10 protein-coding genes, 1 tRNA gene and 1 pseudogene are annotated in these 15391 nt (G+C 64.1%); 7 read left to right on the forward strand and 5 right to left on the reverse strand.

Annotated features, from left to right (window positions below; genetic code table 11):
- Positions 1 to 132 precede the first annotated feature (132 nt).
- Positions 133 to 1557 carry an undecaprenyl-phosphate glucose phosphotransferase gene (locus BVER_RS20060; RefSeq protein ID WP_050454807.1) on the forward strand — a complete coding sequence of 475 codons (1425 nt, stop codon included), beginning with the start codon at positions 133 to 135 and terminating at the stop codon, positions 1555 to 1557.
- 67 nt (positions 1558 to 1624) lie between these two features.
- Here the strand turns inward: BVER_RS20060 and rpiA are convergent.
- The 5 genes and pseudogenes from rpiA to rnr form a co-directional block, all read right to left on the reverse strand.
- Positions 1625 to 2321: pseudogene (gene rpiA / locus BVER_RS20065) on the reverse strand (ribose-5-phosphate isomerase RpiA).
- Between the two features lie 74 nt (positions 2322 to 2395).
- Positions 2396 to 2800: a SirB2 family protein gene (locus BVER_RS20070; RefSeq protein ID WP_050454799.1), complete on the reverse strand. Its 405-nt coding sequence runs from the start codon at positions 2798 to 2800 to the stop codon at positions 2396 to 2398.
- Between the two features lie 13 nt (positions 2801 to 2813).
- A complete protein-coding gene (locus BVER_RS20075) occupies positions 2814 to 3641 on the reverse strand; it encodes an N-acetylmuramoyl-L-alanine amidase (RefSeq protein ID WP_050454808.1) in 828 nt (275 codons plus the stop codon).
- A gap of 10 nt (positions 3642 to 3651) precedes the next feature.
- Positions 3652 to 4395 (reverse strand): 23S rRNA (guanosine(2251)-2'-O)-methyltransferase RlmB, encoded by a 744-nt coding sequence (gene rlmB, locus BVER_RS20080; protein WP_050454800.1) that lies wholly within the window; start codon positions 4393 to 4395, stop codon positions 3652 to 3654.
- A 114-nt stretch (positions 4396 to 4509) separates the two neighbouring features.
- Positions 4510 to 7029, reverse strand: coding sequence for a ribonuclease R (gene rnr / locus BVER_RS20085; protein WP_050454801.1), 2520 nt, complete (start codon positions 7027 to 7029; stop codon positions 4510 to 4512).
- A 209-nt stretch (positions 7030 to 7238) separates the two neighbouring features.
- Between rnr and BVER_RS20090 the strand changes: the two genes are divergently transcribed.
- From BVER_RS20090 to BVER_RS20115, 6 genes are all read left to right on the forward strand, one after another.
- Positions 7239 to 7325: transfer RNA gene (locus BVER_RS20090), tRNA-Leu, on the forward strand.
- Between the two features lie 364 nt (positions 7326 to 7689).
- Positions 7690 to 8910 carry an MFS transporter gene (locus BVER_RS20095; protein WP_050454802.1) on the forward strand — a complete coding sequence of 407 codons (1221 nt, stop codon included), beginning with the start codon at positions 7690 to 7692 and terminating at the stop codon, positions 8908 to 8910.
- Between the two features lie 151 nt (positions 8911 to 9061).
- Positions 9062 to 11578: an acyl-CoA dehydrogenase gene (locus BVER_RS20100; protein ID WP_050454803.1), complete on the forward strand. Its 2517-nt coding sequence runs from the start codon at positions 9062 to 9064 to the stop codon at positions 11576 to 11578.
- A 31-nt stretch (positions 11579 to 11609) separates the two neighbouring features.
- Positions 11610 to 13040 (forward strand): 3-oxoacyl-ACP reductase, encoded by a 1431-nt coding sequence (locus BVER_RS20105; RefSeq protein ID WP_050454804.1) that lies wholly within the window; start codon positions 11610 to 11612, stop codon positions 13038 to 13040.
- A 5-nt stretch (positions 13041 to 13045) separates the two neighbouring features.
- Positions 13046 to 13942 (forward strand): MaoC family dehydratase, encoded by an 897-nt coding sequence (locus tag BVER_RS20110; protein ID WP_050454805.1) that lies wholly within the window; start codon positions 13046 to 13048, stop codon positions 13940 to 13942.
- Entirely contained in the window at positions 13939 to 15270 is a 1332-nt protein-coding gene (locus BVER_RS20115; protein WP_232316680.1) for an acetyl-CoA C-acetyltransferase, read from the forward strand. Before BVER_RS20110 ends, BVER_RS20115 begins: the two co-directional genes overlap by 4 nt.
- Positions 15271 to 15391: the final 121 nt, after the last annotated feature.

The following is a 15391-nucleotide window of genomic DNA, read 5'->3' on the forward strand; positions in this document are numbered from 1 at the left end:
GCTCAACGTCATGCCTCAACCTCTACTCGTGCGCTGCAGACCTGGCTGAGATGTGCGTTTACGTCTGCACCAGACTGCGTCGTCGGGTCCATTCCGGCAAATTCAATTTTGCAGGCCAGACTAATGATGCACATGCAGACAAAACCCAATCACGGTGTTTTCGCCAAGTCGGCACGTTGTCTCGATGTCTTTCTGATCGTCGCTGGCGGGTTGATCGCGCATTCGATGCGTTTCTCCTCGCTCGACTTTAGCGACGTCGAAAAACTGCTGATCGCCTTCAACTGCGTGCTCGCGCTGCTGCTGTTCCCGGCGTTCGGCATGTACGACACCTGGCGCAGCAAAGCGTTGCCGATGATGCTCGTACGCGTCACGCTGGCGTGGATGGCGGTCGCCGCCGCCTCGCTGCTGCTCGCGTTCACGCTGCACCGGATGGATACGGTGTCGCGCCTGTGGTTCGGCTACTCGACGCTGATTTCCGGCGCGATGATCGTCGCCGCGAAATTCGCGGTGCATATCGGCCTGCGTCAGATGCGCTCGCGCGGCTTCAATCAGCGCACCGTCGCCATCGTCGGCGCGCAGGGCTTCGCGCGCACGCTGCTCGCGCATCTGTCCAGCACGCCCGAACAAGGCTTCACGCCCGTCTGTCTGCTCGATACGACCGGCGACGAGGAACTGCGCGCGAGCGGCGCGGACAGCATCGCCAGCACGGCGACGGGAACACACGGCGCGCGTCTGCCGGTGCTGAACGATATCGACGAGTTCATCGAGAATATCAACGAAGTCTGGCTCGCGTTGCCGCTGTCGCAGGAACACACGATTTACCGCTTCGTGCACGCGCTGCGGCACGACTTCGTGAATCTGCGGCTGATTCCGGATACGCGCAGCATTTCGCTCTTCAATCACTCGATGACGGACGTCGCAGGCCTCGCGACCATCAACCTGACGACATCGCCGGTCAGCACGCTGCAGATGTGGCCGAAGATGCTGTTCGACCGCTGCTTCGCGGCGACCGCGCTGTTTTTCCTGTCGCCGTTGATGATCTCGATCGCCATCGCGATCAAGGCGACCTCGAAAGGTCCGGTGTTCTTCACGCAGAACCGCAAGGGCGCGGACGGCCGGCCTTTCCGCATCTACAAGTTCCGTTCGATGGCCGTGCATCAGGAAAACAAGGGCCATGTCACGCAGGCGACCCGCAACGATACGCGCGTGACGAAGATCGGCGCGTTCCTGCGTCGCACGAGTCTGGACGAGCTGCCGCAGTTCCTGAACGTGCTGTTCGGGCATATGTCGGTGGTGGGTCCGCGTCCGCATGCGCTGGAGCACGACGATCTCTACAAGGATCTCGTGTACGGCTACATGTTCCGCTATCGCATCAAGCCCGGCATTACGGGCTGGGCGCAGGTGAACGGCTATCGCGGGGCGACGGAGAAAGTGGAGAAGATGCAGAACCGCGTGAAATTCGACCTTTTCTATATTCACAACTGGTCGTTCTGGTTCGACATCAAGATCGTCACGATGACCATTTTCAAGGGCTTTATCGGACGAAACGCGTACTGATTATAGCGATGGAGTGAGACCGGGCCCGTCAACGCGAGTTGCCGGGTTTCTTACTTCTTGCGCCGGCTTAGACGTGCTTGGCGTAGTCGATCCGCTCGACGCCGTTTTCCGTGCCGAGCAGACACAGATTCGCGCCGCGCGCCGCGAACAGGCCGACCGTCACGACGCCCGGCCACGCGTTGATCTGCGCTTCGAGCGCGCGCGGATCGGTGATCGCGAGGCCTTTCACGTCGATGATTTCGTTGCCGTTATCGGTGATGAACGGCGCGCCGTCCTTGTTCACGCGCACGATCGGCACGCCGCCCAGCGCGGCCAGCTTGCGGCCGATCGCGGTGCGCGCCATCGGCAGGACTTCGACGGGCAGCGGGGAACGTGCCCATGACGCCCACGCGCTTGCTCGCATCGGCGATGCAGACGAACACGTCCGCCACCGACGCAACGATTTTCTCGCTCGTGAGCGCGCCGCCGCCCTTGATCATCGCGCCGGTCGCGTCGATTTCATCGGCGCCGTCGACGTAGATCGACAGCGTCTCGATGTCGTTGAGATCGAACACCTTGAAGTCGTGCGATTCGAGCCGCGCCGTGGTCGCGAGCGAACTCGACACCGCGCCGCGATAGCGCGCCTTCGACTTCGCGATGGCATCGATGAAGCAATTGGCCGTCGAGCCGGTGCCCACGCCGATGATCGCGCCTTCGGGCACGTTGGCGTTCACGTAGTCGGCGGCGGCCTGGCCGACCAGTTGCTTGAGTTCGTCCTGAGTCATGGAACCGTGTTGCGCGTGAAAAAACGAGATTTTATCGGAGCACGTGACGCAATCAGGCGATTTTGCGCCTGTTTTTACGGCGCGGCGTGCATCGCGTGAAGAAAGCCCGCCGGATCGTGCGTGCGCGCCACCGAGGCGATAAACGCGAACACGACGATCGCCAGCACGCCGCAGACGGCGCGCGCGCCCTTGGTGCGGCCGCGCTTCAACGCGAAGGTGCCGAGCACGATATAGACGATCAGGCCGACGATCTTCGCCGACAGCCACGCGGCATTCGCGCCGAAACCGATGATCGTCACCAGCGCGATGGCGCTCAACAGCAGCAGCGTATCGACGATATGCGGGACGATTTTCGTCATGCGCGCGTTCAGCAGACGCGAGTTCGTCAGCATCCAGATCCATCGGACGATGAAGCCGAGAATGCTCAGGCCCGCGCAGGTCATGTGAATTGCGCGCAATGTTAGGAAGGTGTCGCCCATCTTGGTTCCGTGGTCAGTTCGGGAAGTACTTGTCGAGCAAGGCCTGGGCGATGGCGTCGGATTCGGCGTCCGCATTGCCCGCGTGATCGGACGGGCGGAAATGCATCTGGAACGCGCTGAAGACGCGGCGCGTCTTGTCGTCGAGCACGCCGTCGGTCGCGACGTCGTAGCCGTAGCGCCGCAGTTTCGTCTGCAACGCCTGAACGTCGACGGGCAATTTCGGATCGCGGCCGGCGAGATGCGCGGCAACCGTGGCATCGTCGGGCCATGCGCCCACGCCGGCATCGTACAGCGTGCGCCACGGGAAAAGCGGACCGGGATCGATCTTGCGCTGCGGCGCGATGTCGCTATGTCCGACCACGCGCGTCGGCGGAATGTTGTAGCGCGCGACGATATCGCGCGAGAGCTTGATCAGCGCGTCGACCTGTTGCGGCGGATAAGGCTGCCACTTGTCGTCGCTCAACGGGCCGATCGGACCGAGATTGACGTTCTCGATTCCGATCGACGACGCGTTCAGTTCGGTCGCGCCCTGCCAGTAGCTCTGGCCCGCGTGCCACGCACGTTTGTCCTCGGGGACGAGTTGAAAGACGATCGGCTCGCCATCGCGGATTTGCGGCCTTTCGGGGACGACGTAGTGCACGCTGACCTTATCGCCCGTCAGCACCGCGAGCGAACCGGCTTCGTCGATTTCCGTGTAGTGCATTACGAGAAACCGGACGCGCGAGTCCACGCCTTGCGCGTGGTGGCGCGTGTCGGCGAGGTAGGTGCCGCGGTCGAGGATGGGGGTGGTGCAGGCGGTGATCAGCGTGCAGAGGGCGGCCAGCGCAACCGAGCGAACCATGCCCCGCACGTTACTTCTTCACCCCACGCTGCCTCACCGCCTCAAACAAACAAACCCCACTCGCCACCGAAACATTCAAACTCTCCACCGCCCCCGCCATCGGAATATTCATGATCTCGTCGCACGTCTCGCGCGTCAGCCGGCGCATGCCCTCGCCTTCCGCGCCGACGACGATCGCAACCGGACCATCGAGCTTGGTCTCGTAAAGACTCGCCGTCGCTTCGCCGGCCGTGCCGATGACCCACACGCCCGCGTCCTTCAGTTCGCGCATCGCGCGCGCCAGATTCGTCACGGTGATATACGGTCCGCTTCCCGCCGCGCCGCTCGCGCCCTCCGCCGCCGTGGCGTTGAGGCCCGCCGAGCGATCGCGCGGTGCGATCACCGCATGCGCGCCCGCCGCATCGGCGACGCGCAGGCACGCGCCGAGGTTATGCGGATCGGTGACGCCGTCGAGCACCAGCAGCAAGGGCGTGCCCGAAATGCCATCGAGCAGTTCGGCCAGATTTTGCGCCAGCGGCAGGTCCTGCGCGCGCGCCACCACGCCCTGATGCTGCACGTTCCCCGCGAGTCCCCACAGACGCTGCTCGTCCGCCGCGATCAGACGCACGCCCGCTTCCTTCGCGCTGCGCAGAAAATCCTGCATGCGCCGATCCTTGCGCGACGAGTCGTACAACACTTCCTCGACCGACGATGCATCCGCGCGCACGCGAGCCGTAACCGCGTGAAAACCGTAAAGAACCTTGAGACGTGACATGACTGTGATCCGAAACTTCGTTGAAAACGACTAAAAGCATCACGCGGTCCGAAGCGAAACGCATCGGACCGCGTGCATGGTTTGACGACGACTGCGCGCCGCGTGTAAAACGCGCTACCGCTTCTTGCGCGCAGGCCGTCCCGACGACGCCGACTTCGACGCCGCATTGCGTTTCTTCGCCGGCCCGCGCGTGCTGGCGACGGCGCCCTTCTTCGTGCCGCCACGGGCGCGCGTGCTGGGCATTTCGTCGTCGTTGAACGCGCGGATACGCGGTCCCGCCGCGCCGTTGGCCGCCGCCGTCGCATGCTCGCCCGCGGGCGCCGATGCGCGCGGCACCGGCGGCTTGGCGAGCGCATCGCGCACGAGACGGAAATCGATCTTGCGTGCATCGAGATCGACGCGGCTCACCTGCACGCGCACGCGATCCGACATCCGATACCGAATGCCGGTGCGCTCGCCACGCAACTCGTTCTTGATCTCGTCGTACTGGAAGTAGTCCGAGCCGAGTTCGGTGACGTGCACCAGCCCTTCGATAAACAGCGAATCCAGTTGCACGAAGATGCCGAACGACGTCACGCCGTTCACCATGCCGCCGTATTCCTCGCCGAGCTTGTCGCGCATGAAATAGCACTTGAGCCACGCTTCGACGTCGCGCGAGGCTTCGTCGGCGCGCCGTTCGTTCGACGAACAATGCAGCCCGAGTTCCTCCCAGATCGCGACGCTGTTGCGCGAACGTCCGCGCGCGGTGTCGTCGGCCTTCTGCATTTCGCGCGCGGCCTTCGTGAGACCCGTGCTCAGCGATACATCGTGACCGATGTCCGGCAGATACTTCTTGCCCTGCAAAATCGCATAAATCGCGCGATGTGTAAGCAGGTCGGGATAACGGCGAATCGGGCTCGTGAAGTGCGCGTACGCCTCATACGCGAGACCGAAGTGACCGATGTTGTCCGGACTGTAGACGGCTTGCTGCATGGAACGCAGCACCATCGATTGCAGCATCTGCGCGTCGGGCCGGTCGCGAATCTGCGCGATCAGCGCGGCGTAATCGCTCGCGTGCGGCTTGTCTCCGCCCGTCAGCGTCAGGCCGACGCCGCGCAGGAACGTACGCAGATTCTCGAGCTTTTCCTCGGTCGGTCCCGCATGCACGCGATACAGACCCGGATGCTTGTTGCGCTTCAGAAAATCCGCCGCGCAGACGTTGGCCGACAGCATGCATTCCTCGATCAGCCGATGCGCGTCGTTGCGATGACGCGGCACGATCTGCTCGATCTTGCCCTGCGAATTCACGACGATATACGTCTCGGTCGTATCGAAATCGATCGCGCCGCGCTTCTGACGCGCCGCATGCAGCGCCTTGAACACGCCATACAGATGCTGAAGCTGCGGCACGATTTCCGCGCGGCGCGCGGCTTCCGGGCCTTTCGTGTTGGCCAGCACGGCGGCGACTTCCGTGTACGTCAATCGCGCGGCCGAATGCATCACGCCGGGATAAAACTGGTACGCCTTGATCTCGCCGCGCGCGGTGATGACCATGTCGCACACCAACACGCAGCGATCGACATCCGGATTCAGCGAGCACAGTCCGTTGGAGAGCTTCTCCGGCAGCATCGGAATCACGCGGCGCGGGAAATACACCGACGTGCTGCGATCGAGCGCATCGACATCGAGCGCTTCGTTCGGACGCACGTAATGCGAGACGTCCGCAATCGCCACCAGCAGACGGAAACCTTGCCCGCGCCCGACCGTGATCGGCTCGCAATACACGGCATCGTCGAAATCGCGCGCGTCTTCGCCGTCGATGGTGACGAGCGGCACGTCGCGCAAATCCACGCGATGACGGATATCCACCGGATGCACTTCGTCGGGCAGCTTGGCGGCTTGAGCGAGCGCGGCATCGCTGAACTGATGCGGCACGCCGTATTTGCGCACGGCGATCTCGATCTCCATGCCCGGATCGTCGATATCGCCGATCACTTCGGCCACGCGGCCGAGCGGTTGCGAATGCCGGCTCGGGAAATCCGTCAGATCGACGGACACCACTTGCCCGACTTTCGCCTTCTTCGGATTTTGCGTGATCAGGATGTCGTGCCCGATCCGCTTGTCCTCCGGCACGAGAAGCAGCGCGCCGTTCTCGTTGATGAGCCGCCCGATGATGCGCTTGTTGGCGCGATCGGTGACTTCGACGATATGCCCTTCCGGCCGCCCGCGACGGTCGAAGCCGACGATGCGCGCGAGCACGCGATCGTTGTGCATGACCTTCTGCATTTCGCCGTTAGGAAGGAACAGATCGTCCTGGCCGTCATCGCGGATCAGGAAGCCGAAGCCGTCGCGGTGCCCTTGCACGCGGCCCGCGACGAAGTTCGACGGATGCGTCAGTTGATAGTGGCCGCGCTTGTCGAGGCGAATCTGCCCGTCGCGTTCCATCGCCGCCAGTCGCTTGAAAAATCCTTCGCGTTCCTGGCGTTTGAACGACAGCGCCTCGGCGATGTCGTTCGCGGCGTGCGGGGTCTCGCTCGTGCGCAACAAGCCGAGAATTTCTTCGCGGCTGGGAATCGGATAGGGATATTTGCTCAAGGGCTTGATCGTGTTGTTCTCGTTCGGAGTGGACTTTATGCCGTACTTTGCGGCCAGCATCGAAAATCGTTCGGATCATTCTAACACCCGCATTTAGGGCGCCACGGCCCGCCCGGGCCCGTGGGACGCGATTCCGGCGGCTTTTCACGGCGTTTTCATAAACACTTGACAGGCTCGTTCCGGCCGCTATAATGACCGTCTATGCTGATTAACGGCTTCGCGAAATGCAACGCAAACGCCAGCAGACTTTGCAGTAAAAACGCACCCTTGCCCAGGTGGCGGAATTGGTAGACGCACTAGGTTCAGGTCCTAGCGGTGGCAACACCGTGGAGGTTCGAGTCCTCTCCTGGGCACCAAGGTCCTCTTCTCGCGAGACGCTTTTCACAAGCGGATCGTTATCGAAAAACCCCACGTCGATTGCGTGGGGTTTTTTGTTTTCCGCTCTCCTTTTCCCCGTTTATCTTTCATTTTCCATTCGATTTATTTTCGAATAAATCAATGCCGCGCATGTCTGTATTCATTCAGTCAGATTAGCGTCCGTTTCAGTCCCGATAATCCGCCGGATTCAGCGCCCGATTAATAGTCAGTGTACACTCGACCGTGCTCGAAGCCCCCACTGGCGCGGCTGAGCGGCGGCTGGCGCTCGAATTGCTCAGTCGCATCGCAACACTAGCCAATCGAATTAACCAAATCGAATTCAGCATACCGGAGACCTTGGCGATGAGTTGGACGCGAGAACAAAGAAACGTCACGATTGCGGCTTATTTGGGCTGGACACTCGATGCATTCGATTTCTTTCTGATGGTCTTCATCCTGAAAGACATCGCCACCGAATTCAACACGAAAATCCCCGAGGTCGCTTTTGCCATCACGCTCACGCTCGCGGCGCGTCCGCTCGGCGCGCTGATCTTCGGACGGCTCGCCGACAAGTTCGGCCGTCGTCCGACGCTAACGGTAAACATCGCGATCTATTCGCTGCTCGAATTGCTCTCCGGCCTCTCGCCGAATCTCACGACGCTGCTGGCCTTACGCTTTCTGTTCGGCATCGCGATGGGCGGCGAATGGGGCGTCGGCTCGGCGCTGACGATGGAAACCGTGCCGCCGTCCGCGCGCGGCTTCGTATCGGGCCTGTTGCAGGCGGGTTATCCGAGCGGCTATCTGCTGGCGTCGATCGTGTTCGGCGTGCTGTATCAGTATGTCGGCTGGCGCGGGATGTTCTTCGTCGGCGTCGCGCCCGCGTTGCTGGTGCTCTACGTGCGCGCGCACGTTCCGGAATCGCCCGCCTGGCAGGCGATGGAAAAGCGCGAGCGTCCCGGCCTGCTCGCCACGCTCAAGCAGAACTGGACGCTTTCGCTGTACGCGATTATCCTCATGACCGCGTTCAATTTCTTCTCGCACGGCACGCAGGATCTGTATCCGACGTTCCTGCGCGAGCAGCATCATTTCGATCCGCATACGGTGTCGATGATTACCATCGTGCTGAATATCGGCGCGATCGTGGGCGGCCTGTTCTTCGGCTCGCTGTCGGAGAAAATCGGCCGGCGCGTGGCGATTTTTATCGCGACGCTGATCGCGTTGCCGGTGCTGTATCTGTGGGCGTTTTCGACGACGCCGGTCATGCTCGCCGTCGGCGCTTTCCTGATGCAGATTTCCGTGCAAGGTGCGTGGGGCGTGATTCCGGTGCATCTGAACGAAATCTCGCCCGACGAGATTCGCGCGACGTTTCCCGGCCTCGTTTATCAACTGGGCAATCTGCTCGCGGCGGTGAATGCCACGATGCAGGCATCGATCGCGACATCGCACGACAACAACTACGGCATGGCAATGGCGATCGTCGCGGGAACGGTCGCGGTGGTGATTGCCGCGCTGATCTTCTTTAGCCGCGAACGACGCGGAATCGACATGACGCGGTCGGCGCAGGAAGTGGGAACGACGAGTTGATCGAACGGAATCACACCGGCCCGATGACTTGTCCGAATTGCGCGCTCGCCTGACGGACGGCATCGGGGCAACGTGATTTCTGGAGGATTGCCTCCAGCGCATCGGCACGTCACATGCTCCTCATACGGAATTCCCGCCGCCGGAGTCCGTGATGCTCGCCCTTTACGTCATCGCTTTCCTCCTTCTTGCCGGAGCGCTGGCGTTCGTCCAGGCGCCGGCGCTCGCCTGGCTCGTCGTGCTGGCGATCTGGGTCGTCGCCGGACCGGTCGCGGGCATCACGACCACGCTGGCTGCGACGATACTCGGCGTCGTGTTCGTGTTGCCCGCGCTGATCCTCGCGATCCGCCCGTTGCGTGCCGCGCTGATCAGTTCGCGCGTGTTGTCGCGCTTTCGCAAGATTCTTCCGCAGATGTCCGCGACCGAGCGCGACGCCATCGAAGCCGGCACTGTCTGGTGGGACGCCGAACTGTTTTCGGGACACCCGCGCTGGGACAGCCTGCTCGGACACGGGGCGCCGGTGTTGACGCAGGAGGAACGCAGTTTTATCGACAACGAATGCGCGCGTTTGTGCGAACTGTCCAACGACTGGGATACCACCGCGATCTGGCAGGATTTGTCGCCGCAAGCGTGGGCATATGTGAAGGAGCAAGGCTTTCTGGGGATGATCATCCCGAAGGAGTACGGCGGACGCGCTTTCTCGGCCTACGCGCATTCGCAGGTGATCATGAAACTCGCGACGCATTCGTCGGCCGCCGCCGTCTCGGTGATGGTGCCCAACTCGCTCGGCCCCGCCGAATTGCTGCTCCATTACGGCACCGAAGCACAGAAGAACCACTATCTCCCGCGCCTCGCGCGCGGCGACGACATTCCCTGTTTCGCGCTGACGAGCCCTTACGCCGGCTCCGACGCCGCCGCGATTCCCGATGTCGGCATCGTCTGTCGTGGCATGCACGAGGGACGCGAGACGCTGGCCTTTCGCGTCACCTGGAGCAAGCGCTACATCACGCTCGGCCCGATCGCGACCGTGCTCGGCCTCGCCTTCCGCGCACTCGATCCCGACCATCTGCTCGGCGACGCCGCCGCGCCCGGCATCACCTGCGCGCTGATTCCGGCGACGCATCCCGGCGTGCATATCGGCCGCCGTCACTGGCCGCTCAACGCCGTGTTCCAGAACGGCCCGAACTGGGGCAAGGACGTGTTCATCCCGATGGAATGGATCATCGGCGGACGCGAACAGATCGGGCGCGGCTGGCGCATGCTGATGGAATGCCTCGCCGCCGGACGCGCGATCTCGCTGCCTTCGTCGAACGTCGGCATGGCGAAGCTCGCGGTGCGCGGCACCGGCGCGTATGCGGCCGCGCGTCGCCAGTTCCGGATGTCGATCGGACGCTTCGAAGGCATTCAGGAAGCGCTCGCGCGCATGGGCGGCAATCTCTACGTGATGGACGCCGCGCGCCGGCTGTCCGCGCAGGCGGTCGATCTCGGCGAAAAGCCTTCGGTGATTTCGGGGATCGCGAAGTATCACATCACCGAGCGCGCGCGGACGGTCGTCAACGACGGCATGGATGTCGTCGCGGGCAAGGGCATCTGCATGGGGCCGTCGAATTTTCTGGCGCGCGCGTATCAGCAGATGCCGATCTCGATCACCGTCGAAGGCGCGAACATTCTCACGCGCTGCCTGATCATCTTCGGGCAAGGCGCGATCCGTTGTCATCCTTACGTGCTCAGGGAAATGGCGGCGACGCGCGAGCCGGATCGCGCCCGCGCGCTGCACGGTTTTGACGCCGCGTTTTTCGGTAACGCGAGCTTTCTCGCGGCCAACGCGGCGCGCAGCTTCGTCTACGCGCTCGGCGGCAGCGCGTTCATCCCGAAACCGCGCGCCGCCGATGCCCGCCTCGCCCGCTACTATCGCGCGGCGACGCGCCTGTCGAGCGCGTTCGCCCTATTCGCCGATGTCTCGATGCTCACGCTCGGCGGTGAACTGAAACGTCGCGAGCGCCTGAGCGCGCGTCTCGGCGATATCCTCTCGCAGCTCTATCTGATTTCCGCGACGCTCAAGCGCTACGAGGACGACGGCCGCTGCAAGGCCGATCTGCCGTTCGTCTGCTGGGGCGTGGAGGACGCGCTGTATCGGGCGCGCGTCGCCTTCGAAGGGCTGCTGGCGAATCATCCGAACCGCGCGGCGGCGGCATTTCTGCGGCTGATGGCGTTTCCGCTCGGCCTGCCGCACGCGCCCGTCGGCAACGCGCTCGGCAGCGAAGTCGCGCGCCTGATGCAGACACCCAGCGACGCGCGCGACCGCCTCGTGTCCGGCTCGCACGTTTCGGCGCTGGAAGCCGTTCCGATCGCGCGCGGCGAAAAACTGCTCGCGCTGATGCCCGCCGTCACCGCGATGGAATCGCGTCTGCGCCGCGCGATGCGGGACGGCGACATCGCGCCCCTGCCGCAGCATCCCGACGAGATCGAAAACTGGGCGCGGACGGCGGCGGCGGGCGGTTTTATCGAGGAAAGCGAGGTCGCGATGCTGCGCGACTGGAGCCGCCACGCCCGCGAAGCCGTGAAAGTCGATGACTTTCCGTCAGACTTCGGTATCCTCGAAGCATTGCAGAAGCGCGGCGCTCGAGCGGACGCGGCGCTCGAGCGGACGTTGACCGACACGCTCGCCTGACGCGCGCCGGCCCGACATCCGATCGCCATCGATGAAAGACCGCTATCTCGGCTTCGTCAATTCGCCCTTCGGCACGAGCATCGCGCGCACGCTCGGCCTGCCCAAGCCCGAAGTGTTGCGTCGCCATCGCGCGGATCAGCCGGAATTCGGCGGCATGGCGACGATCGGCGCGGGGCCGTCGCCCGTGCTGTTCGACGCGATCCTGGGCGTCCTGTCCGCCGTCGGCATGACCGGCGTCGCGCACGACAGCGCGCCCGGCTGGCTGCCCGTCGCCGCGCGCCACGGCGCGATGAGCGGCCGCTTCGAGCCGCGCTCGCGCGATGCCGCGCCCGCCGATCGCGTGCACGCGCTGATCTTCGATGCAACCGGCATCGCCGAAAGCGGCGAGCTGCACGCGGCCTACGCCTTCTTCCACGATGCGATGCGCTCGGTGGCCCGCAGCGGGCGCATCGTCGTTTTCGGGCGCGCGCCTTCATGTTCAGCAAATCCGCGCACGGCGACCGCGCAGCGCGCGCTCGAAGGACTCGTCCGCTCGCTCGGCAAGGAAGCGCGCAACGGCATCACAGCCAATCTGGTGCAGATCGACGACGGCGCGGATATCGACGCGACGCTGCGCTTCTTTCTGTCGCCGCGTTCGGCGTATGTCTCGGGACAAGTCGTGCATATCGCCGCCGCCGGCGATGTCATTCCCGCCGACTGGTCGCGCGCGCTCGCCGGCAAGCGCGCGCTGGTGACGGGCGCGGCGCGCGGCATCGGCGCATCGATCGCGGCGGTGCTCGCGCAGCACGGCGCGATCGTGACCGGGCTCGACACCGAAGCCGCCCGCGACGCGCTCGATCAGACCATGCTGTCCATCGAAGACCTGTCGCCGTCGAACGGCGCGCACGCGGCGCTGCTCGCGGATATCGCCATGCCCGAAGCCGCCGCCGAAATCGCGATGGCGCTCGCGGCGGCGGGCGGCATCGATATCGTCGTGCACAACGCGGGCATCACGCGCGACAAAACCATTGCGCGCATGAGCGGCGAGTTGTGGGACAGCGTCATCGACGTCAATCTGAGCGCGCAGGAACGCATCGACGACGCGCTGCTCGCGCAGAACGTGTTGCGCGCGGGCGGGCGCATTATCGCGGTGTCGTCGATCAGCGGGATCGCGGGCAATCGCGGCCAGACCAACTATGCAACCTCGAAGGCCGGCGTGATCGGCCGCGTGCTCAGCATGGCGCCGGTGCTGAAGGCGAGCGACATCGCGATCAACGCGGTCGCGCCCGGTTTCATCGAAACGCAGATGACCGCGCGCATGCCCTTCGGCGTGCGCGAGGCCGGCCGCCGTCTCAATTCGATGGGACAAGGCGGCCTGCCCGTCGATGTCGCTGAAACGGTCGCGTGGCTCGCGAATCCGGGCAGCGCGGGGATCACCGGCAACGTGTTGCGCGTGTGCGGGCAAAGCCTGCTCGGAGCCTGATCACGATGCACGCTCCCACGATGCAACGCGCCCGCACCGTCGTCATCGAAACCTTGCCGCCGCCCGCCCAACTCTATGGCCGTGCGTTGCCCGGACTGTTCCGGCGACAGCGTTCGACGCAGTTGCCCGCGCTGCGGCTCGTGCGTCCGAGCGTGCGGCTCGATGCCGAACATATCGGCCGCTACGCGCGCGTCTGCGGGTTCATCCCCGAACACGGCGTGCCGCTCACGTTTCCGCATGTGCTCGCATTTCCGCTGCATCTGATGATGCTGACCGATCCGTCGTTTCCGCGGTCCGCGCTCGGCGTCGTGCATCTGGCCAACAGCGTGCGTTTGCGACGGCCGCTGGCGGCAGGACAGAATCTGCGCATCGAAGTGGAATGCGGGCCGCTGGTGCCGCATCAGAAGGGACAGGCGTTCACGCTGCATACGCGCATCTATCGACGCGGCGAGGCGGTGTGGGACGGCGACAGCGTGTATCTCAAGCGCGGCGTGCGCAACGAAATCGCGGCGCCATCGCTTGAAGAAAAAGACCCGGGAGCGCCGCTTTTAGCGCGCGAAGCCCGCTGGCAACTCCCCGCGCAACTCGGCCGCGACTACGCCAAGGCGTCCGGCGACTTCAATCCGATTCACCTGCACATGCTCAGCGCGAAAGCGTTCGGCTTCCGGCACGCCATCGCGCATGGCATGTGGACGCTGGCGCGCACGCTGTCGACCTTGCATCCGTCGAAGGCGCTCGCGTCGGGCGCGGCGCACGGCGACTTCAAGCTGCCGCTCTATCTTCCCGGCGATGCCACGCTCTGGAGCGCCGCGCCCTCGCCCACCGCGCGCGATTTCGAAGTGCGCGATCTCGCGGGCGATCGTCCGCATCTGCGTGGACAGTTCGAATGGGAGTTGCGATGAACCGCATCCGGCGCGTGGCGATCATTGGCAGCAATCGGATTCCGTTCGCGCGCTCGAACACGGCGTACGCGACGGCATCGAATCAGGACATGCTGAGCTTCACGCTGCAAGGTTTGATCGACCGTTTCGACCTGCACGGCATGAAGCTCGGCGAAGTCGCGGCGGGCGCGGTCGTCAAGCATTCGCGCGATTTCAACCTGACGCGCGAAGCCGCGCTGTCCACCACGCTCGCGAAGGAAACGCCCGCCTACGACGTGCAGCAGGCCTGCGGTACCGGACTGGAAACGGTGATGCTGGTCGCCAACAAGATCGCGCTCGGACAGATCGACGTGGGCATCGCGGGCGGCGTCGATACGGCGTCCGATGCGCCCATCGGCGTGAACGAACGGATGCGCAAGATTCTGCTCGAAGCGAATCGCCGCCGTTCCGCCGGGCAACGCGTCGGCGCGCTCGCGAAGCTGCGGCCCGGCATGTTCTTCAAGCCGATGTTGCCGCGCAATGCCGAACCGCGCACCGGCCTGTCGATGGGCGAGCACTGCGAACTGATGGCCAAGCGCTGGAAGATTTCGCGCGAGACGCAGGACGCGCTCGCGCAGGAAAGCCATCTCAAGCTTGCATCGGCCTTCGAATGCGGTTTCTTCAACGATCTGATGACGCCGTACAAAGGCCTCGCGCGCGACAACACCTTGCGCGCCGATCTCACGCTCGACCGGCTCGCGCAGCTGAAGCCCGTGTTCGATCGCGATGCCGGCACGCTGACCGCGGGCAACTCGACGCCGCTGACGGACGGCGCATCGGCGGTGTTGCTGGCGTCGGAGGAATGGGCGGCCGTGCGCAATCTTCCGGTGCTCGCGTGGCTCACGCATTCCGAAACGGCTGCCGTCGATTATTTCGACAAACGCGAAGGTCTGCCGATGGCGCCCGCCTACGCCGTCCCGTCGATGCTCGCGCGCGCCGGCATCGCCTTGCAGGACTTCGATTTCTACGAGATCCACGAAGCCTTCGCCGCGCAAGTGCTCTGCACGCTCGCCGCGTGGCAAGACGAGGAATATTGCCGCGACACGCTCGGACTCGCGGCGACGTTCGGCGCGATCGATCGCGCGCGGCTGAACGTGAACGGCGGATCGCTCGCGACGGGCCATCCGTTCGCGGCGACGGGCGGACGCATCGTCGGCACGCTGGCGAAAATGCTCGCGCACGCGCCCGTTCGCGCGGACGGCGCGCACGCGCGCGGTCTCATCTCTATCTGCGCGGCGGGTGGACAAGGCGTGGTCGCGATACTGGAGCAAAACACGCATTCAAGTCCCGGACGATCGGCGTTAAGCTAGGCTCTGTTCACATTTGAAGAAATGTGTTTACATCTCATCTTTTGCGTAAGCGATCAAGATGAGTCGAATGTTGCTGACCGATGAGATATGGGGACGACTGGAGTCCATTGTTCCGGGTAAG

This window comes from Candidatus Burkholderia verschuerenii (genome assembly GCF_001189365.1).
GTDB lineage: Bacteria > Pseudomonadota > Gammaproteobacteria > Burkholderiales > Burkholderiaceae > Caballeronia > Caballeronia verschuerenii.